Annotated in this window: 13 protein-coding genes and 1 tRNA gene; 8 read left to right on the top strand and 6 right to left on the bottom strand. The window is 68.2% G+C overall.

The features are described from left to right. Positions 1–40: 40 nt before the first annotated feature. Entirely contained in the window at positions 41–1,501 is a 1,461-nt protein-coding gene (locus tag J9611_RS22680; RefSeq protein ID WP_372447755.1) for a macrolide 2'-phosphotransferase, read from the bottom strand. Between the two features lie 318 nt (positions 1,502–1,819). On the opposite strand from J9611_RS22680, the gene nudC reads away from it, so the two are divergent. From nudC to J9611_RS03500, 3 genes are all read left to right on the top strand, one after another. Then, on the top strand, positions 1,820–2,797 hold the full coding sequence (gene nudC, locus J9611_RS03510) for an NAD(+) diphosphatase (protein ID WP_246527323.1): 978 nt from the start codon (positions 1,820–1,822) through the stop codon (positions 2,795–2,797). A 213-nt stretch (positions 2,798–3,010) separates the two neighbouring features. After that, complete coding sequence (locus J9611_RS03505; RefSeq protein ID WP_211877854.1) at positions 3,011–5,101, top strand: ATP-dependent DNA helicase UvrD2; 2,091 nt, start codon at positions 3,011–3,013, stop codon at positions 5,099–5,101. Continuing rightward, positions 5,101–5,775 (top strand): M48 metallopeptidase family protein, encoded by a 675-nt coding sequence (locus tag J9611_RS03500; protein WP_211877760.1) that lies wholly within the window; start codon positions 5,101–5,103, stop codon positions 5,773–5,775. Before J9611_RS03505 ends, J9611_RS03500 begins: the two co-directional genes overlap by 1 nt. Before the next feature lie 10 nt (positions 5,776–5,785). Here J9611_RS03500 and J9611_RS03495 read toward each other — a convergent pair whose 3' ends face one another. Beyond that, a complete protein-coding gene (locus tag J9611_RS03495) occupies positions 5,786–7,249 on the bottom strand; it encodes a zinc-dependent metalloprotease (RefSeq protein WP_211877759.1) in 1,464 nt (487 codons plus the stop codon). Positions 7,250–7,485: 236 nt separating this feature from the next. Here J9611_RS03495 and J9611_RS03490 point away from each other — a divergent pair, with 236 nt between their 5' ends. The 3 genes from J9611_RS03490 (at position 7,486) to J9611_RS03480 (ending at position 12,134) form a co-directional block, all read left to right on the top strand. Further along, positions 7,486–8,646, top strand: a complete 1,161-nt coding sequence (locus J9611_RS03490) for a YlbL family protein (RefSeq protein ID WP_372447754.1) — start codon at positions 7,486–7,488, stop codon at positions 8,644–8,646. A gap of 189 nt (positions 8,647–8,835) precedes the next feature. Further along, positions 8,836–11,850, top strand: coding sequence for a UPF0182 family membrane protein (locus J9611_RS03485; protein ID WP_211877758.1), 3,015 nt, complete (start codon positions 8,836–8,838; stop codon positions 11,848–11,850). 207 nt (positions 11,851–12,057) lie between these two features. Continuing rightward, positions 12,058–12,134 (top strand) — tRNA-Met (locus J9611_RS03480). Between the two features lie 417 nt (positions 12,135–12,551). On the opposite strand, the gene J9611_RS03475 is transcribed toward J9611_RS03480, so the two are convergent. The 4 genes from J9611_RS03475 to J9611_RS03460 form a co-directional block, all read right to left on the bottom strand. Continuing rightward, positions 12,552–13,319 (bottom strand): spherulation-specific family 4 protein, encoded by a 768-nt coding sequence (locus J9611_RS03475; RefSeq protein WP_211877756.1) that lies wholly within the window; start codon positions 13,317–13,319, stop codon positions 12,552–12,554. A 32-nt stretch (positions 13,320–13,351) separates the two neighbouring features. Beyond that, on the bottom strand, positions 13,352–13,891 hold the full coding sequence (locus tag J9611_RS03470) for an SRPBCC family protein (protein ID WP_211877755.1): 540 nt from the start codon (positions 13,889–13,891) through the stop codon (positions 13,352–13,354). Between the two features lie 326 nt (positions 13,892–14,217). Further along, positions 14,218–15,003 carry a PspA/IM30 family protein gene (locus J9611_RS03465; protein WP_211877754.1) on the bottom strand — a complete coding sequence of 262 codons (786 nt, stop codon included), beginning with the start codon at positions 15,001–15,003 and terminating at the stop codon, positions 14,218–14,220. A 108-nt stretch (positions 15,004–15,111) separates the two neighbouring features. After that, the gene (locus tag J9611_RS03460; RefSeq protein WP_211877753.1) at positions 15,112–17,163 is read right to left on the bottom strand and encodes a TPM domain-containing protein; all 2,052 of its coding nucleotides are present in this window, start codon (positions 17,161–17,163) and stop codon (positions 15,112–15,114) included. A gap of 295 nt (positions 17,164–17,458) precedes the next feature. Between J9611_RS03460 and J9611_RS03455 the strand changes: the two genes are divergently transcribed. Further along, positions 17,459–19,198: a trypsin-like peptidase domain-containing protein gene (locus J9611_RS03455; RefSeq protein WP_211877745.1), complete on the top strand. Its 1,740-nt coding sequence runs from the start codon at positions 17,459–17,461 to the stop codon at positions 19,196–19,198. Between the two features lie 259 nt (positions 19,199–19,457). After that, positions 19,458–20,258: an electron transfer flavoprotein subunit beta/FixA family protein gene (locus J9611_RS03450; protein ID WP_211877850.1), complete on the top strand. Its 801-nt coding sequence runs from the start codon at positions 19,458–19,460 to the stop codon at positions 20,256–20,258. Position 20,259 lies beyond the last annotated feature (1 nt).

The following is a 20,259-nucleotide window of genomic DNA, read 5'->3' as shown; positions in this document are numbered from 1 at the left end:
CGCCGGGCGGGGCCCCGGGCGGTCGCCGCCGGGGGGGCTCCTAGGGTGACTTCGCTTCCACCACGGCGATGGTGGTTGTCGAGGTGTCATCGGCCGGGTTGGCCGGGACCACGGCGATCGACTGGGTCGTGTCCTCGGCGGTAGCGGGATCGGCGTCGGCCGGGACGGCGGCCGGGGGGACGGTGGCTGGCATCGTGCCGCCGGCCGAAGCTGCCGCTTCCTCCCCGGCGTCGGGCACGTTGTCGGCAGTGCCGTCGGCCGGGATTTCGGCCGCGTCGTCGGCGGGCACCTCCTGCGGGCCGCCGTCGTCCTCGACGCCGTCATTGCCGGCGTGGTCGACCGCGTCGGGCGGGATCGGCGTGACGTGCACGGCCGGTGACACGTGAACTGCCGGTGTCATGTGCACAGCGGGCTCCGCGCCGCCTACGGGAACCGCGCCCGGTCCGGACACCGGGTCCGGCGGGAGCAGGGTCACCTTGCTGACGGCGGGTACTGCCTGCGCAGGAGCCGCACCCGGATCCTGGGCGACGGCGGGGCCGGGAGCGGCGACCGGCTGGGGGAGCGGTTCCACGCTGATGGGCTGCCCGCCGTACTCCGCGACATCCTCGGCCAGGGCGGTGAGCATGGACTCGGCCTCCCGGATCATGTCCTGGTCCCCGGCGGCGAGGCCCTTGACCAGGTACTGCGCGAGCGCGAATTCGGCGGACAGGGCAGCACGGCGCAGGAGGTGTGCGTCGGGCGCGTCCCTGCGGCTGGCGGTGTAGTGCTCCAGTACCGAGTCCACGAATGCCTGCTCGTTCGAAGCAACGAGCCAGGCCATGTCGTCGGCCGGGTCGCCGATGCGCAGATCGGTCCACCCGGTTACGGCGGTCACGCGGTCGCCGTCGACGAGGAGGTTGTCTTCGTGCAGGTCGCCGTGGACCACGCACGGGTGGAAACGCCACAGCGAAACGTCTTCCATCGCGTGTTCCCAGCGCCGCAGCAGCAGCGGGGGGATCTTGCCGGTCGTCGCGGCCTGGTCGAGTTCGTTGAGCCGGCGCTGCCGGAACTCGTTGGGGGTGTAGCTGGGCAGGTCGGCATTGCTGACGAGGGACCGGGGCAGGTCGTGGATCGAGGCCAGGGCTGCGCCGATTTCCCGGGCCAGCGCGGCCGATCCGTTGCTCAGTTCCTCGATGGAGCGGGTGGCCCCCGCGAGGTGCGAGTATACAAAGGTGCTCAGCTCGCCCTGCCGGACGGTCCCGGCGACCGTCGGCATGAGGAAGGGGAGCTCCGCCCGGATGGCGGGCACGAAGGCACGCAGCACCAGGAATTCCGTCTCGAGGCGTGCGCTGGCTTCGGCGTGCCGGGGTGAGCGGACGCGCCAGTGTTTGCCTTCGGAATCCAGGAGAAGTGCCGAGTCGAAGTCCGCCGGATCGTCGGGCGCAGAGCTAACGGCGGTCGGGGTCAGGCCGGGGACCGCCGCGGTTGCTACAGCTGCCAGTTCGATTGGTTTTCTTCTCACGGTTCCACGGTAGATTGAGCGGCGCCCAAGTCGGCGATACACCACGGCGAGTCTCGAGATCGGGAATAAATAGGGCCGGGGATCGCGTTGCGGCGGGACGTGCGCCCGCCGTCCTCCGGCGCCCGTCTCCGCGCCCTCGGCCTGCCGGGGAAAATGTCAATTGTCGGCCCGAGTCAGTACGGTGGGTACATGAGTCTTGCTGAGCCACCGTCATCGCCGGATAAGATATCGGAGAATGAGGCCGCAGTGTACAAATCAGCGCCGACCGAAGCACCCCCAGCCACTTCCCTTCTGCGCAGCGTGCCGGCGAACCACCTGATGGACACAGTCCTTCCGGTGCGCCCTGCGCTGATCGACCGCGGATCCGCCGCCCGGATGAAGCCCGGAATGCTGGAGGACCTCCTCCGCTCCGGCGCGGCGCGGGCCATCGTGCTCTCCGGCCGGCAGGCCCTGGTCGGCGGCGACAGCCTCGTGCTCCTGGACGCGGCGGAGCTCGCCGGGCACCTCCGCGACACCGCCTACGCGCCCGACCAGCTGGTCTACCTCGGCTCAGCCCTGCCCGGCTCGGACCTTGACGCAGGCACCCCCCTTGTCCTGTTCCTGCTTCCGCAGCAGTTCGAGGTCCGCACCGAGGAGTTCGAACCGCACGTCGCCGGCATCCCCGACGGCGCGCAGTGGGCCGGCTTCCGTGATGTTGCCGCCCGGCTGAACCCGACGGACACCGCGCTGTTCATCGAGGCCAGCGCCATCGCCAACTGGCATGCCAGCCATACCCACTGTCCGCGCTGCGGCACGGCCACGCAGCCCGAAGCCGGCGGCTGGGTCCGCCGGTGCCCGGCCGACGGCTCCGAACACTACCCGCGCACCGATCCCGCCATCATCGTCACCGTCGTCGGCCAGGACGGCCGCCTGCTGCTGGGCGGCGGCGGTCCCCTCGACGCCAGGAACTATTCCACGCTGGCGGGCTTCGTCGAACCGGGGGAGTCGCTCGAACAGGCTGTGGTCCGCGAGATCGGCGAGGAGGTCGGGGTACGCGTCACCGCAACCCAGTATCTGGGATCCCAGTCCTGGCCCTTCCCTGCCTCGCTCATGCTCGGGTTCACCGCCACGACCTCGGACACGGACGCCAGGCCCGACGGCGTCGAGGTCACCCGGGCGCGGTGGTTCAGCCGGAGCGAGCTGCAGGAAGCGGTCCTCAGCGGCGAGATCGTCATCTCCAGCAGGCTGTCCATCGCGCGGTCCCTCATCGAGCACTGGTACGGCGGCGTGATCCAGGACCGGCCGGAGACCGGATGATTACAGTCCGTCTGCGGCACCCACTGCACCATCCACCCGGCGTCATCCGCGAATGACTGAGCAATAAAGAGTGACTGAGCAACAAAAGTGACCACAGAAAATCTGGACTTCAGCGCATTTCCCGGCAGCCCATCCGCCTACGCCGGCCAATCCGACGCCGCCCAATCCGACGCCGGCCAGCCGGCCGCGGACAACCGCTCGCTCGAGGAACGTATCCTCGGCGGCCTCGACGCCGAACAGCGCGAGGTTGCCAGCACCCTGCACGGGCCGATGTGTGTCCTGGCGGGCGCCGGAACCGGCAAGACCCGGGCAATCACCCACCGGATCGCCTACGGCGTGCACTCGGGACAGTACAACCCGCAGCGGCTCCTCGCCGTGACCTTCACGTCGCGGGCCGCCGCCGAAATGCGCAGCAGGCTCCGCGATCTGGGCGTCGGAAACGTGCAGGCCCGCACCTTCCACGCCGCGGCACTGCGGCAGTTGCAGTTCTTCTGGCCGCAGGCCGTGGGCGGCGCCCTGCCCAACCTGCTGGACCACAAGGCGCAGATGATCGCCGAGGCCGCCCGCAGGCTCCGGCTCAGCACGGACCGGGCCTCCATCCGTGACCTGGCCTCCGAAATCGAGTGGGCCAAGGTGTCCATGCTGACGCCGGCCAACTACCTGGAAAACGCGCACGGCCGCGGAAACCCCGGCGGCTTCGACCTGACCGCCGTCGCACGGGTCTTCCAGTCCTATGAGGACGTCAAGACCGACCGGAACGTGATCGACTTCGAGGACGTGCTGCTGATCACCGTGGGCATCCTGCAGGAGGACCCCAAGGTGGCCGCGACGGTCCGCGAGCAATACCGGCATTTCGTCGTGGACGAGTACCAGGACGTTTCGCCGCTCCAGCAGCGGCTGCTCGAACTGTGGCTCGGCGGCCGCGACGAGCTGTGTGTGGTGGGCGATGCCAGCCAGACCATCTACTCGTTCACGGGCGCCTCGCCGAAGCACCTGCTCGGGTTCAAGGCGATGTACCCGGAGGCCAATGTGGTCAAGCTGATCCGTGACTACCGTTCCACCCCGCAGGTGGTGAAGCTGGCCAACGACCTCCTGTCCGGGCGCCGCAGCGGCGGCCCCGCCGCGGACGCCGCCTGGGCCACGCCGCTCCAACTGGTGGCGCAGCGGCCTGCCGGTCCGGTGCCGCAGTTCACGGAATGTTCCGATGACGAGGCCGAGGCCGCCACGGTGGCCGGCAAGATCCGCGGATTACTCGATGCCGGCACCCAGGCGAGCCAGATTGCCGTGCTGTTCCGGACCAACGGTCAGTCCGAGGCCTATGAGCAGGCGCTCGCCTCTGCGGGCATCGGCTACCAGCTGCGCGGCGGTGAGCGCTTCTTCGCCCGCAAGGAAGTCCGCGACGCCATCCTGCAGCTCCGGGCCGCCACCCGTGCGGTCGCGGAGACCTCCAGTCCCGAGCCGCTCGGCCAGCTGGTCCGGGACATCCTGGCCTCCCTGGGATACACGGAGGCGGCGCCGCACAGCGGCGGTGCCCTCCGGGAACGCTGGGAGTCACTCGCCGCGCTCGTGGCCCTGGCCGACGAGCTCGTGATCAGCCGCGGCGGGCAGTTCACCCTCTCCGGTTTGGTCAACGAGCTCCAGGAGCGGTCCCTCGCCCAGCACGCGCCGACCGTCCAGGGCGTGACCCTCGCCTCCCTGCACGCAGCCAAGGGCCTGGAATGGGACGCGGTGTTCCTCGTGGGGCTCAGCGAAGGGCTGATGCCGATTTCGTTCGCCGATTCGCCGGAATCCGTGGACGAGGAACGGCGGCTGCTGTATGTCGGGATCACCCGTGCCCGGGAGCACCTCTTCCTGTCCTGGTCCACCGCCAGGACGCCCGGCGGCCGGGCAAACCGCAAGCCCTCGCGCTTCCTGGACGGGCTGCGCCCGGATTCGGTCGCCAGCTCCTCGCTCCGCGGCAACGGCCCGGCACCGCGCCGGAAGGCCGCCGTTCCGGCGTCGTGCCGGGTCTGCGGGACCATGCTCTCCTCCGGCGCCGAACGCAAGGTGGGGCGCTGCAGCCAGTGCCCGCCCAGCTATGAGGAACAGACGTTTGACGCGCTCCGGCAATGGCGCAAGGAGGTGGCGCTCGCCGCTGACGTCCCCGCGTATGTGGTGTTCACCGACGCCACCCTCACCGCGATCGCCGAGGCCGTGCCGGCGTCCCTGGAACAGCTGGCCAAGCTCCCCGGGGTGGGTCCGTCCAAGCTGGAGAAGTACGGCGAAGCGGTCCTCGCCGTGCTGGCTGAAAGCACCGTCCTCTGATGCCCGGGCCCGCCAGGACCCCCGCCACGCCGGCGGCCGTTCCGCTGGTCACCGCCGACGGCGCCCCCGTGGAGGTCCGCCGCTCGGCCCGACGGCGCCGCACGGTCGCCGCCTTCTGGGAAAACGGCACCGCGGTGGTCGCCATTCCGGCCTCCTTCAGCCGCGCCCAGGAGCGCGAATGGGTGCACCGGATGCTGGAGAAGCTCCGGCTCCAGGGTGCCCGGGGCGCGGGCGGCGCCGGCCGGCGGCGTCCCCGCAGCGATGCCGCCCTGGCGGACCACGCCGCGGCGCTGTCCGCAAAATATCTCGGCGGGCGCGCCGTGCCGTCCTCGGTCCGCTGGGTGGGCAACCAGAATTCGCGCTGGGGTTCGGCGACGCCGTCGGACGGAACCATCCGGCTCTCCGACAAGCTCCGGCCGATGCCGCAGTGGGTGATCGACTACGTCCTGCTTCACGAACTGGCACACCTGCTGGTGGCCGGCCACAATGCCGCGTTCTGGCGGCTGCTGGAGGCCTACCCGGACACGCAGCGCGCCAAGGCCTTCCTGGAGGGCGTCACGTTCGCCACTTCCCGCGGGCTCGCCGCGGATGACGCGGACGACGCGGACGACGCCGGACAGGCGGAGGCCCCGGACGGAACCGAAGTTCCGGCCGGGGCCGGCCAGCTTTTCTGAGCCTCGCGCGCTAGGCCTTGGGCGTACCGCCCTCGTCCGTGCCGGCTTCGCCGGTCGTGCCTTCGCCGGTGTCGGCTTCGCCGCTCCCGGCCGCGCTTTCCGGCGCTGCGTCCTCAGCAGCGGCCGGCTGATCGAAGCCGCCATTGAGCAGCTTCGCCAGGGCATCGTCAACCTCGGTGTCGCTGGCCTCGGCAAGCTTCCGGCGTTCGCTGAAGCCCGCCGGATTGTCCAGGTCCTCGGCCGTGGGGAGCAGGTCAGGGTGCTGCCAGATGGCGTCGCGGCCTTCGGTCCCGCGCTCGGTCTTGAGCGAGGCCCAGAGCGTGGCGGCCTCCCGGAGGCGGCGTGGCCGCAGTTCCAGTCCCACGAGGGAGGAGAAGGCGTGTTCGGCCGGGCCTCCCGTTGCGCGGCGGCGGCGGACCGTCTCACGCAGGGCAGCGGCGGAGGGCAGGAGCTTCTCTGTCGCAGCCCAGGTCAGTTCATCAACCCAGCCCTCCACCAGCGCGAGTGCCGTTTCCAGTTTTTCGAGGGCCTGATCCTGCGCGGGGGTGCGCTGCGGCATGAACACGCCCTGGGACAGGGCCGCCTGGATGCCTTCGGGGTTGCTCGGATCCAGGTCCCTGGCGAGTTCCTCGATCTTGGAGGTGTCGATGTGGATGCCCCGGGCGTAGGCCTCGATCGCGCCGAGCAGATGCCCGCGCAGCCACGGAACCTGGACGAAGAGCCGGGCGTGGGCTGCCTCACGGACCGCGAGGAACAGCCGCACGTCGCCTTCCGGGAGACTGAGGCCTTCGCCGAATTTCGCCACGTTGGCGGGCAGCAGCGCCATTTCCAGGTCGGCCAGCGGCACGCCGATGTCCGTGGAGCTGACAACCTCGGCCGAGAGGGCACCGATGGCCTGGCCCAGCTGCATGCCGAAGATCGCGCCGCCCATGTTCTGCAGCATCGAGGACGCGCCGCCCATCATGGACTTCATTTCCTCGGGCATCTGCTCGGTCATTGCTGCGGAGAGCGCATTGGCGATGCTGTTGGCGACCGGTTCGGTCAGCCTCTTCCAGGTGCCCAGGGTCTCCTCCACCCATTCGGCGCGGGACCAGGCCCGGCCGATCAGTCCGGTGGCCGGGAGCCCGGTGGCCTGGTCGAGCCAGAGCTCAGCGAGCCGGAGCGCCTCGTCGACGTCGCGGGACTGCTGCGCGGTGACTGACGGGTCGGAACCGCTCGCGGCCACCCGCCGGGCGTTCTCATGCGCCAGCTGCCAGTTGACGGGTCCCTCGGGGGAGGCGCTCATCATCGCCTGGACCTGGGAGAACATCTGGGCCAGGAGGTTCGGATCGTCGGGAAGCCCGGCGGCCTTGGCGAGTTCGGCGGGATCGATGTCGCCCATGCCCTGGCCGCCCATCAGGTTCTTCAGCATTTCTGCCAGTGGATCCTTGGGTTCCTCGTCACCATTGGACGGATTGAGTGGGTTGGAGGTCATGATCCCGCCGTTCGTCGGTGTGGCTGTTTCTCAACTTTCACGGTACCCCGCGGCAAGAGGGGCTGTCTGCCGAAACGGTGCCCCGTTCGCTGTAGGCAAAGAGCGGTCCGGGCTGCCGAACGCGTAGTGTTGGAGGCTGGAATATTTGCTGGCCACGGCCCAGGTTCGGGCGGTGGCCGGAGCGCGCTGTCCACGGGTCCCGGGGCCGGCCCGCGCCGGTACGGAGAGGTCCTTCATTGACGATTACCCAGGGCGACACCCAAGGCGAGCAGCCTTCCGGCGAGCCGTCGGCAGGCCGGGCCCGCGGCCTAAGGGCCCTGTTCTCCGGAACCCGTGAGACGAAGAAACCGGACAGCAGGTCCTCGGCCATGCTGGTCTCGGGCCTGCTTGCGCTGGCCCTCGGGATCACCGCGCTGAGCCTCCCCGTTCCCTACGTGGTCGAATCGCCCGGCCCGACGTTCAACACCCTGGGCGAAGACCACGGCAAGCCGGTCATTTCCGTCACGGGACACGAGGCCTTTCCCGCGAAGGGCAACCTGGACCTCACCACGGTCTACGTCGACGGCGGCCCCAACGGCCCCGTCAGCGTCTTCGAGGCGTTCTCGGCATGGCTGGACGGCAACAAGGCCGTCTACCCCGAGGAACTCATCTTCCCCAAAGGCGTGACGAAGGAGCAGTCCCAGCAGGAGGGCGCCGTCGCCATGGAGACGTCGCAGGAAAACGCCGTCGCTGCCGCCCTCAGGGAACTCAACATCGGGTTCGGGCAGAAAATGGAGGTCGCGAGCCTCCCGGAAGGGTCGGCGTCGAAAGGACTGCTCCAGGCCGGGGACATCCTGGTCTCCATCAACGACAAGCCGATTACCGCCCTCGGCGTCGTCCAGGCCGAACTCGCCGCGGGCAACGGAACGCCCGTCACCGTCGTCGTGGACCGCGGCGGCAGCATGGTGCCGGCCACCATCACCCCGGCGAAGACCTCCGCCGGGCGCTTCGTCCTCGGCGTGGTCCTGCAGTACAAGTTCACGTTCCCGTTCGAGGTGAAGATCTCCCTCGACAAGGTCGGCGGCCCCAGCGCCGGGATGATGTTCGCCCTCGGGATCGTGGACACGGTCACGCCGGGCGACCTGACCGGCGGCAAGCACATCGCCGGAACAGGAACCATCACCCCTGACGGCGCCGTGGGCCCCATCGGCGGGATCGCCCAGAAGATGCTCGGCGCCAGGTCCGGCGGGGCCACCCTGTTCCTGGCCCCGGCAGCCAATTGCGACGACGTGCTGGGCCACATCCCGGACGGCCTGCAGGTGGTCAAGGTGGAGACTCTCGACGGGGCACGGAAGGCCGTCGAACTGGCCGCGTCAGGTGCCGACACATCGGGGCTTCCTGTCTGCACCAGCAACTAGACTGACCGCGGAACTAAGCTCTGCCGCCACTCGTGGCACTTGTGACGGCCGCTGCCCAGCCGGAATCTCCCGCCGGGGCGGCGCCGGCAGTCGATACAATGCATCAAAACCGCACCACCTGCACTGAACCAGCGCACTTGACTGAGAACTACCAACCAGTATTCGACGACCAGCTATGAGGTACCGAGTTTGTCCCGTCCCGCCAGCCCTGTCCCGCCCGGAAGACCCCCGACACGACGAGGCGCCCTGACGCCGACGTTGATTGTCGTCGCCCTGATTGTGGTCGGCTTCATCTTCTTCGCCAATGTCTGGACGGACGTCCTCTGGTACCGGCAACTGGGTTTCTTCGAAGTCTTCCTGACCGAGAACCTCTCGCGGATCGCCATCTTCGTCGCCGGCTTCGCCATCATGTTCAGCGCCGTGTTCTTCGCCATCCGGATTGCCTACCACGCACGTCCGGTCTACGCCCCTGACTCGGACGTCAGGGACAACCTGAACCGGTACCAGGTCCAGCTCGAACCCGTGCGCCGGGTGGTCATGACCGGCCTGCCCATCCTGTTCGGGCTCTTCGCCGGCAGCGCGGCGGCCAGCCAATGGCAGAAGGTCTTGCTGTTCCTGCACCAGCAGCCCTTCGGCCAGAACGATCCGCTGTTCGGCCTGGACATCAGCTTCTACCTGATGACCCTGCCGTTCCTTGGCTTTGTCACCGGCTTCCTGATCAGCGTCGCCATCGTGGCCGGCATCGCGGGCATCCTCACGCACTACCTCTACGGCAGCATCCGGATCATGGAGCGGGGCATCTTCACGAGCCGCGCCGCCCAGATCCATCTGGCCGTCACCGGCGCGGCCTTCCTGCTGCTGCTCGGCGTCAATTTCTGGCTGGACCGTTACTCGTCGGTACAGAACAGCGGCGGCCGCTGGGCCGGCGCGCTGTACACGGATGTGAACGCCGTGATCCCCACCAAGTCCATCCTGGCCGTGGCCGCGGGCCTCGTGGCGGTGCTCTTCATCGTGGCCGCCGTGATCGGCAAATGGCGGCTGGCCGTCATCGGGACCGCCATGCTCGTCATCACCTCGATCCTGGCCGGCGGTGTCTACCCCTGGGTCATCCAGCAGTTCCAGGTCCGGCCCTCGGAGCAGACCCTGGAAAACGAATTCATCAAGCGCAACATCAGCATGACGCGTGCCGCCTACGGCCTGGACAAGGTCCAGGAGAAGCGCTACAACGCCACCACCACGGCCACCACGGGCGCCCTCGCCCCGGACGCGCAGACCACCGCGAACATCCGCCTGCTGGACCCCAACCTGATTTCGGACGCGTTCTCGCAGCTCGAGCAGTTCAGGCCGTACTACCAGTTCCCCAGTGCGCTCAACGTGGACCGCTACGAAGTGGACGGCAAGATCCAGGACACCGTCATCGCGGTCCGTGAACTGAACCCCAACGGCCTGAGCACCAACCAGCAGTCCTGGCTGAACCGGCACGTGGTCTACACGCACGGTTATGGCGTTGTCGCCGCCAAGGGCAACAAGTTCACCGTGGACGGCAAGCCGGACTTCCTGCAGGCCGGCATCCCGTCCACCGGGGTGCTTGGCAATGACACGACCTACCAGCCCCGGATCTACTTCGGCGAGAATTCACCGGAATACTCCATCGTGGGCGCCCCCGACGGGGCCGCGCACCGCGAGCAGGACCGCCCCGCCGGCAAGGAAGGCGAGGCGGACACGCAGTACACCTTCACCGGCAACGGCGGCCCGAACGTGGGCAGCTTCTTCAACAAGATCCTGTACGCGATCAAGTTCCAGTCCTCGGATCTTTTGCTCTCCGACGGTGTGAACCCGGCGTCGCAGATCCTCTACGACCGCAACCCGCGTGACCGCGTGCAAAAGGTGGCGCCGTACCTGACCGTGGACGGCAGCGCATACCCGGCCTTGGTCGACGGCCGGGTGAAGTGGATCGTGGACGGCTACACCACCAGCCAGTACTACCCGTACTCGCAGCAGGAGCAGCTTTCCGCGGCCACCGCCGACTCACAGACGACGGCGGGCCGGACGGTTGCGCTGCCGAACAGCTCGGTCAACTACATCCGCAACTCGGTCAAGGCCACCGTGGACGCCTACGACGGCTCCGTGACGCTGTATGCCTGGGATGACCAGGATCCGGTACTGAAGGCGTGGCAGAGCATCTTCCCGACGTCGCTGAAGCCCTTCTCGGAAATGTCCGGGGCGCTCATGAGCCACGTCCGCTACCCGGAGGACCTCTTCAAGGTCCAGCGCGAGCTCATGGGCCGCTACCACGTCACCCAGGCGGACAGCTTCTACACCAACAACGACGCCTGGTCCGTGCCGAACGATCCCACCGCCAAGGACGAAGTCAAGCAGCCGCCGTTCTACATGTCCCTGCAGATGCCCGACCAGGAAAAGCCGGCGTTCCAGCTGACGTCCTCCTTCATTCCCCAGGTGGTCAGTGGAACCGCCGCCCGCAACGTGATGTACGGCTTCCTCGCCGCGGATTCCGACGCCGGCAACCAGAAGGGCGTGAAGGCGGACAGCTACGGCCAGCTCAGGCTCCTGCAGATTCCGCCGGAGACCCAGGTCCCCGGTCCCGGCCAGGCGCAGAACAAGTTCAACTCGGACCCCACCGTGTCCCAGGCCCTGAACCTGCTGCGCCAGGGCGCCTCGGCGGTCCTCAACGGGAACCTGCTGACGCTGCCTGTCGGCGGCGGCATGCTTTACGTGCAGCCGGTCTACCTCAAGTCCACGGGTGAAACCTCGTACCCCACCCTCCAGCGCGTGCTCGTGGCCTTCGGCGACAAGATCGGGTTCGCACCCACCCTGGACGAGGCGCTCAACCAGCTGTTCGGTGGAAACTCCGGTGCCGCCGCCGGCGACTCGGCCAACAAGGGCCAGACTCCTGGCACCCCGGCCACGCCCGGTGCGACGCCGGGAACAGGCCCCGTGGATGCCAAGGCGGACCTGAAGGCGGCCCTGGACGAAGCGAACGCTGCCATCAGGGCCGGCCAGGACGCGCTCGGCAGGGGTGACTTTGCCGCCTACGGCGAGCAGCAGAAGAAGCTCGCCGCAGCGCTGCAGAAGGCGATCGACGCCGAGGGCAAGCTCGGTACGGCGGCCACGCCGGCGCCGTCGGCCACACCGTCAGCGGCTGCGACGCCCTCCGGCGCCGCGACGCCGGCAGCCGGCAAGTAAGCCGACAAGTAGTCCGCAACCGGGAAGGCCGGGTTTTCCGCTCCGATGGGGCGGGGAACCCGGCCTTCCCGTCGTTCAGCCGGCCGGTCCGCCTTCCGCCGGGCGCCTGGGGACGTCGCCCGGCGGCACCGCAACGCGGCCCGAGACCCACATCACGCCACCCCGATTTGGCCTGAAGTTCACCGGCAGGTAGAGTTGTTCTTGCGACGCGGGGTGGAGCAGTTCGGTAGCTCGCTGGGCTCATAACCCAGAGGTCACAGGTTCAAATCCTGTCCCCGCAACCAAGAGTCTGTTACTGAAACCTTTGGGTTGAAAAACGCTTCGGATTCGCTTAGTGATTGACCCAAGTTGGTGAATGCGCGAGAGAGTCCGCCCGAGAGGGCGGGCTCTCTTGTTTTCCCACTTGAACCGCTTCGCAAGTACTCTCCGATCTGGAAGCAAGCCGCAGATCGCGCTGGGCCTCGGAGCTGCATGGCGACATCCAGCCGGTCTTCGATGTTGGCGACTATTGCGGAAGCGTGCTGCAGTTCCGCCGCGGTCCTGGCCGATCCCAGGTGCCGGAGTCTGCCGGCGGCGGCACCCGTTACAGGACGGCCCGAAGGAATGGCCGTACCTGGGCTCGACGGCCAGCGCCGGCTGTTGGCTGCCTGATCGGCGCAGATCGGGCTGAGCAGGGTTTAGTGACGACTTCCGTGTGATCGTCAGACCGGGTTCGGCCAAGGCACCGGCAGGCGAGTCCACATCACGCCGTCGCTCTGGTCTGTGACGTAGACCCAGCCCGCGTTACGGGACCTGGCCAGCGAGATCACGTGCGCAGTGCTCGCGGCATCAGCGGCGTAGATGAGGTGTCCGAAGCGATGCGCGGGGTACTTGGCAATCCAGGGCGGCTGTACCCAGGTTTCGTAGGTGGCGGCCGTGCCTTCGAAAGTGACCAGCACATCAGCCACCGGTGTGACGACCTGCCAGGCAGTAGCGGCGGCGTTCCCGGGATTGCCCGCCACGATCCTGTTCTCCGCGGTCCCTTTGGCATAGGCGTAGAGCTGCTTGTAGTAGGCCAGCACCGACAAGCCTCCGGCGCCGGCCAACGCCGGGTCGTTCGGCATTTCATCGAAGAAGATTCCATCCAGGGCCGGATACCAGCGGCGATAGGAATCGAGGTCCGCCTGGACGGCGGCCAAGGGGCGGGAGCCGTAACTGGTCGAGACGTACCCGATGACCCTGTGACGCCGGGTGTGGCATTCGGAGATGGCCCTGGTGTAGTCCGGATTCGCTGACGCTCCGGGGCCGCTGCCGGGATTCATGATGGCTATGGACCCGCTTTTCATGGTGTTCACCTGGGCCCAATAGTTCACGGGGGCACTCCATGCGGGGTAGAAGTAGGCGGGGACCAGCTGCCGCTGGTTGACCGCGGCAGACTCGTGAGCAGAGATGCTGCTGGTCTCGGCAAGCGTGTTTGACGAATGTTCCACAATCGACTCCCTGTTCGCTTTGGCGCCCTTGATCACGCACGGCTTCGGCGGAATGTGGGGCCGGGCGGGGGAGGAACCGTTGCCCGGTCAGCCTTGCTGGCCGCCCTCCGGCGGCGCAGCTCCAGCTTCAGGCTTTCCTCTCCTGCGGCCATGGCCCAGCGGTGGTTGGCTGCGAACACGGGCTTGAACAGCCAGCTGAGCCGGCGCAGCAGCGGCTTGGCGGTGCTGACCCGCCAGTCGTACGTGATGACCGCCTCGGGGCCGTCCGGCTCGAATGTCCACCGCCCCGTCCCATTCAGGTCCCCTTCAGCAGTGAGGGCGAAGCCCTTCTCCGTGATCGGCTCGCTGACGGTCATGGTCCACCGCAGTGTGTAGGGCAGCCAGCCCTTCGTGTAGAGGGCAACCGCGCGCCCGACACCATCCGGTCCGGCTTCCCTGATGACCTGAACATCCAGATAGACAGCTGGCCACCAGGAATCCAGCCTCGGGCCGCCCAGGATCTCTTTGACCTCCGCGGCGGTCCCGGGGACGCGCCAAGTCGTCTGCAATTCGTAGTCGGAGCTCTTAGCCATGGCTGGTCCTCCCCGGATGGGCATCGTGCACCAATTCTGCTCCCGGAGCAAGGATCATTCCAGCATTGGTTCCGTCGCGCTGCGGGCGCCTCGCCAACCCGCTTGAGAACCCAGGGCTGAGTAGGTGCTGGCGGGGAGCGCTCACAGGTACTACATCGGACAGATCTTCGGGATCGTCCCCAGGCGGCAGCGTACGGAGGTCCGCCAGGAGTATCTGCATGTTTTTAAGTCAGACCTCGATAGGGCAACCGTGGCATGAAGGAAAGGCCCGGATCTGATGATCCGGGCCTTCCTTTTGTCCCGGGGACGGCCGGGGGTGGGCCTGCCTAGAGCTTGTCGAAGTCGGATTCGTCGACCGTTGACCCCGCAGAGCGGCCCTCGCCGGCGCCGATCGCGGCGGGAGACCCGCCGGACTTCAGCGCTGCGAGCCGCGCCTCGATCTCCGTCTGCTCGCCGAGGTCTTCGAGCGAGTTGAACTGCGCGTCCAGGCTGGACGCGGCGAGTTCCTGCTGTCCGCGGACCTTGGCCTCCTCCCGGCGGATCTTTTCTTCGAAACGGCCCACCTCGGACGTGGGATCCATGAAGTCGATGCTCTTGAGGGCGTCGTGGACCTGGCTCTGCGCCGCGACGGTCTTGGACCGGGCCACGAGCTCGTTGCGCTTGCTGGTGAGCTCGTTGAGCTTGCCCTTCATCTGGTCCAGGCCGTGCTTGAGCTTGTCCACCACGTCGCTTTGTGACGCGATACTGGGCTGCGCGGCCTTGGCCTCATTCTCGGACGCGATCTGGCGCTGCAGGGCCACCTTGGCGAGGTTGTCGAACTTCTCCGCGTCGGCGGCGTTGCCGTTCCCGCGGTATTCGTCGGCCTTGCGGGACGCGGCGAGGGCCTTGTTGCCCCAGTCCTGGGCGTTCTTGACGTCCTCGTTGTAGTCGTCCTGCAGCATGCGCAGGTTCCCGATGGTCTGCGCCACGGCCGACTCGGCCTCCGCGATGTTGTTCGTGTAGTCGCGGACCATCTGGTCCAGCATTTTCTGCGGGTCTTCCGCCTGGTCCAGCAAGGAGTTGATGTTGGCCTTCGCCAGTTGCGCCATGCGGCCGAAAATGGACTGCTTCATGGTGTTACCTTTCGTCCTGCTCAGTGGTTCCCACTGAATTCCGTGAACAGTGGTTGTACTTCCCTACCCGCCGGCCGGAATGTTCCCGCCGGCGGCTGTCAGCGCGGTCTAGAAGCTGCCGGAGTCGCCCCCGCCGAAGTCGCCGCCGCCGCCGAAGTCGCCGCCACCCCCGCCGCCGAAGTCTCCGCCGCCGCCGGAATCGCCGCCGCCCCAGCCGCCTCCGCCGCCCCAGCCTCCGCCTCCGCCGCCATGCAGGATCGAGTTGATCAGGATGCCGCCGAGGATGGCGCCGCCGAGGCCGCCGCCTCCGCTGCCGCCGAACATGCCGCCGCGGCCGTAGCCCTGGTTGGCGTAGCCGCCGAATTGGTCGACGTCGGACTGGGCAAGCTGGGCCGCCTGCGCCGCCAGCGAGTGGGCCTGCTGCGCGTACTGCAGCGCCGTGACCGGATCCGTCCGGCTGATGGACAGGGCGTAATCCAGGTTCCGCTGGGCCTCGGCGAGGCGCGTGCGCGCCTCGGTGCCGACGCCGCCGCGGCGCGCCGTGATGTAGTCCGACGTCGCGCTGATCTGCGCCTGGGCCGACATGATGCTCTGCTGCAGCGACGCCTGGGCGCGGCGCGCCTGTTCCTGCTGGTCACGGATCCCCGTGAGGGCCGCATCCAGCGACTGGTGCGCCGTCTCCACGCGCTTCAGCGTCGCGATGGGATCGATCTTGCCGCCCTGGATCTCGGTCTTGACCTGGGCCAGCGCGGCCTCCACCGCGGCCACCGGGCCGGTGAGTTCCGGGTGGGCCCCGGACTGGATCAGGGCCCGGGCCTGGGCCAGGTCCTGCGAGGTGTCGACGACGGCGGACTCCAGCCCGTTGCGCGCCTCGTCGAGGCTCGCGGCCAGCTTGGCGATGGCGTCGATCAGGACGTTGGTCTGGTGCAGGCTTTCCTCCGCCGCCCGGACGGCGACGGCGGCGAAGCTGCCTTCGCCGGCGGCGAGTTTCCCGCGGGCCGTGGCGGAGGCGTTCTGCACGAAGGCCAGGCGTTCCTTGGCCTGGCTGATGTTGTCGGCCACCTGCACCAGGGCGCTGTCGGCGTATTTGGAGCGCAACTCCGTCAGGGACTGTTCCGCGCTGGCAATCCTGGCCTCGGCTTCCGAGGCGCCCGCGGCGACGGCGGCGAGGGCCTGCGGGGCGTTTTTCTCCAGCTCCCGGAGCGAGTCGAAGTCCGCCTTTTGCTCCTGGAGGGAGGCCAGGGCAGCCTCGGACCGGCGGATGATTTCGCCGAGCCAGCTGCGCTGCTGCTCCTCGGTGTCCGGGATATGGTCGTCGAGCTGCTGCTGCAGTTTGAAGGACTCGGACATGTGCGCCTTGGCGTCCTGCAGCGCCTTGGTGAAGTTGCCGACGGCGGAATCACCGTACTGGGCCTGGGCAAAGCCGAGTTCCTGTTCGCTGGACTTGATGGCATCATCCGCCTCGATCAGCAGCGAACCGCTCTTGCGGCGCAGCTCCGTGACGCTGAGCCCGGCCAGCGGGTCCAGTTCCGCGCCCTGCGGCCCGAAGCCGGCTCCCTGGCCGGCCTTCTTCTTGCGGTTGCGGAGGTAGAGATACGTGCCCACGCCTCCGGCAGCGACGACGCCGGCCCCCACCAGGACCGCGCTGCCGGCGCCTCCGGAAGGAACCGAGCCGCTGCCGCCGCCGGCTGCATCGCCGATCGCGGCGGCCGTATCGATGGCCGCCTGGGCGAAGTCGCGCTTGCCGCCGGCCAGGTTGGCGGCGACGGCGTTCTGGGTGATGTTGCTGGTCTTGGAGGCGATGGCGCTGGCCGAGTTCGGCGCAAAGTAGTACCCGCCGCCGTCGGACATCGCGAGAATGACATCGGCCTTGCCCATGCCCTTCTTTGTGGCTACGGCCTGCGCCCACGCCTTCGCGTCCGCCGGGTTCTCAAAGGTCTTCACCGTGACCACATACAGGTTGTACTTGTGGTCCTTGAGGAGTTTCTGGATGGCGTCCTGGACCTCGGGCTTGCGGCTGCCGAGCACGTTCGCGCTGTCCACGACATTCTGTCCGGACGGGATGGCCACCGGATCCTCGGCCAAGGCCGGAGCGGCGGGAAGCGCCAGCAATCCAGCGACGCCGAGAATGGCGAGGAACCGTTTAAACGTAGACCGCATGTGCAACCCTTCAGCACTTCTGCGACAGGTTCGGCCGAACCTGTCGTTCCAGAATGCAGCAGCGCCCCCACGCAGATGTAAAGCCGCAGGTCGCTGGGGCAATTCCATTTGATTCTATGGTGCACCCAACCGACCGTCCACCGGCGGGAATATGCCACCAGCGAAACGCGCTGAAGGCTGAAAACAACACCTCGGCCGCCCTTCTCGGGCGTTCAGGAACCTCCCAGCAAACCTCCCCTCTAGTATCAGAGAGAGCGTCCATAGTTAAGGGCAGACGAGGATGAAAGGAAGTCTTATGACTGAGAACCCAGTGCAGGGTGCGTCACCAGAGAACCGGGAGCCGGCGAAGCCCTATGAGGGCGCTTCAGGGCAACCCCACGCCCCCGCGCCGGAGTCAGCACAGCCGGAGCCGGCACAGCCGGAGCCGGCACAGGGGAATCCCACCCTGCGGCTGGACGGCGCCGGCGAAGGCGCTCCGCGGCCGGTCTACCCGGCGCGCCAGCCCGGCTATGGCCACCCGGACGCTCCGGCGACCCAGCAGTTCGGCGCTGTCGGGAACGCCCAGGGGGACGCCACCGGGAACTCGGCCCCGGCTCCGCAGGGCCAGACCCCCACGACGCCCGCCCCGGCCCACCAGGGCAGCGCATTCGGCCAGGCCCCCCACAGTCAAACCCAGTACAGCCAGGCGCCCTACGGCCAGACCCCGTACGGCCAGTACCAGAACAGCCCCTCGCAGCCAGGCCCCTATTCAGGCCACCAGCCGGCGTCGGGTCCTTCGTATCTGTCCGGTCCCGGCTATTCAAACAACCCTGCGCATGCACCCAAGCGCAAGGCTGCCTTCGGCGTCCCCACCCTGGTGGCCAGCATCCTCGCGGCCGGCCTGATCGGTGGCGGGGTCGTCGCGGGCAGCAGTGCCCTGCTGGCGGACCGGTCTTCCACCGCCTCCTCCAGCAGCGTCACCAGCCAGTCCGGGCCGGTAATCGTGAACAACAAGGACGATGTCAACGCCATCACCGCCGCCGCGCTGAAGGCCTCGCCGAGCGTCGTGACCATCAAGGCCACCAGCGGCAGCGACGGCGGCACCGGATCGGGCATCATCCTCGACGGTGACGGCCATGTCCTGACGAACACGCACGTCGTCACCCTCGACGGCAAGGCGTCCAAGGCCGCCATCGAGGTGCGCACGAGTGACGGAAAGGTCTCCACGGCCCAGATCGTCGGCACCGATCCGCTCTCGGACCTCGCCGTCGTCAAGATGGACAACGCCTCGGGGCTGGTCCCGGCAACGCTGGGTGACTCGGGCAAGCTGAACGTCGGGGACACCGCCGTCGCCATCGGCTCGCCGCTGGGGTTGACGGGAACCGTCACGGACGGCATCGTTTCGACGCTCAACCGCACCATCAGCGTCGCCTCCTCGGCGGCGCCGAAGGACGGTGCCGACAATTCCCAGGGCGGTGGCCAGGGCTTCCAGTTCGCCCCTCCCGGCGGCGGGCAGGGCCAGAGCACCGCTAACCAGGGGTCGATCTCGATCAACGTCATCCAGACGGACGCCGCCATCAACCCCGGGAACTCCGGTGGCGCGCTGGTCAACACCAAGGGCGAGATCATCGGCGTGAACGTCGCGATCGCCTCGGCCGGCGGAGACTCAAGCAGCAGCAGCGGCAATATCGGCGTCGGCTTCAGCATTCCGATCAACAACGCCAAGCGCGTTGCCCAGGAGATCATCAGCAACGGCAAGGCCACGCACGGGCAGTTCGGCGTCAGCGTCAAGTCAAAGTCTGGGAGCGCCTCGCCCTCCGGGTTCTCGGTCGGCGCGGAAGTCGCCACGGTCGAGTCCGGCTCCGCCGCCGACAAGGCCGGCATTAAGGCCGGCGACGTCGTGACGAAGTTCCAGAACCTCGCCATCAGCGACCCGAACCAGCTGACCGCCGCGGTACGCGAGCAGCCCGCGGGCGCCACAGTCAAGGTGACAGTCCTGCGGGGCGGGCAGCAGAAGGAACTGGACGTGACGCTCGGCACGGCAGCGGAGCAGTAGCGAACACAGGAGCGAAACACAGGACCGGACACCAGCAGTATCCGCGAGGCCGGACGGCACCCCCAGGTGCCGTCCGGCCTCGCCTGTTGTCCCGCACCTCCCGCAACAGCCCTGACACATGCAGGACCGGGCCCGCGCCGCGGCGCCGCTATATGGTTAGCTAGGAGAAACCCCGGCACCCGGGCATTCCGCGGCCCTGGCCGCGCCCGTCCGGCCGTCCCCCCGCATGGAAGGCTGCTGTACAACAGTGGAAGAGACATTGAAGATCATCGTGCTCGTCAAGCACGTCCCTGACGCGCAGTTCGACCGTCACCTGACCGGCGGGGCCAACACCACGGACCGCTCCGAGAGCATCCTCTCCGAGCTGGACGAATACGCCCTCGAAGCCGCGTTGCAGCTCATCGAGGCCCGCGGCGGCGCGGCGGCCGGCAACAAGGTCATCGCCCTGAGCATGGGCCCCGCCGGTGCCGTCAACGCCGTGAAGAAATCCCTGCAGATCGGGGCCACGGAAGGCGTGCACCTCAGCGACGACGCGCTGGCCGGATCCGACGCCGCGGCGACCTCCCTGGCGCTGGCCGCCGCTGTCCGCCACCTGGGCGCGGACGCGCCGGTTGATCTCATCCTGACCGGCATGGCCTCCACGGACGGCGAAACCTCCCTGGTGCCGGCCCAGCTCGCGGAGCGGCTGGACCTCGCGCAGGTCACCTTCGCGTCCTGGCTGGAGCTCGACGGCGGCAAGCTCACCGCCCGCCGCGACGGCGACTCCCACGCGGACACCATCGAGGCCGAACTGCCCGCCGTCGTCTCGGTCACGGACCAGATCAACGAACCCCGCTACCCGAACTTCAAGGGCATCATGGCGGCCAAGAAGAAGACCATCACCACGCTGACCCTGGCCGATATCGGCGTGGACCCGGCGCAGGTCGGATTTTCCGGCTCCTGGACCGCCGTCGAGGCCGCCGAGGCACGTCCGCCGCGGACGGCAGGGACCATCATCACCGACGAAGGCGACGCCGGCATCAAGCTGGTCGAGTTCCTGGCCGCCCAGAAGCTGCTCTAAA

Source organism: Pseudarthrobacter albicanus, from assembly GCF_018224015.1.
In the GTDB taxonomy this organism is placed as follows: domain Bacteria; phylum Actinomycetota; class Actinomycetes; order Actinomycetales; family Micrococcaceae; genus Arthrobacter; species Arthrobacter albicanus.
This window is presented reverse-complemented; position numbering and strand designations above follow the sequence as displayed.

Excerpts from the sequence above, each read along its gene's own strand:
- J9611_RS03500 (WP_211877760.1), top strand. The coding sequence starts at position 5,101 with ATGCCCGGGCCCGCCAGGACCCCCGCCACGCCGGCGGCCGTTCCGCTG.
- J9611_RS03495 (WP_211877759.1), bottom strand. The coding sequence starts at position 7,249 with ATGACCTCCAACCCACTCAATCCGTCCAATGGTGACGAGGAACCCAAG.
- nudC (WP_246527323.1), top strand. The coding sequence starts at position 1,820 with ATGGACACAGTCCTTCCGGTGCGCCCTGCGCTGATCGACCGCGGATCC.
- J9611_RS03465 (WP_211877754.1), bottom strand. The coding sequence starts at position 15,003 with ATGAAGCAGTCCATTTTCGGCCGCATGGCGCAACTGGCGAAGGCCAAC.
- J9611_RS03455 (WP_211877745.1), top strand. The coding sequence starts at position 17,459 with ATGACTGAGAACCCAGTGCAGGGTGCGTCACCAGAGAACCGGGAGCCG.
- J9611_RS03470 (WP_211877755.1), bottom strand. The coding sequence starts at position 13,891 with ATGGCTAAGAGCTCCGACTACGAATTGCAGACGACTTGGCGCGTCCCC.
- J9611_RS03460 (WP_211877753.1), bottom strand. The coding sequence starts at position 17,163 with ATGCGGTCTACGTTTAAACGGTTCCTCGCCATTCTCGGCGTCGCTGGA.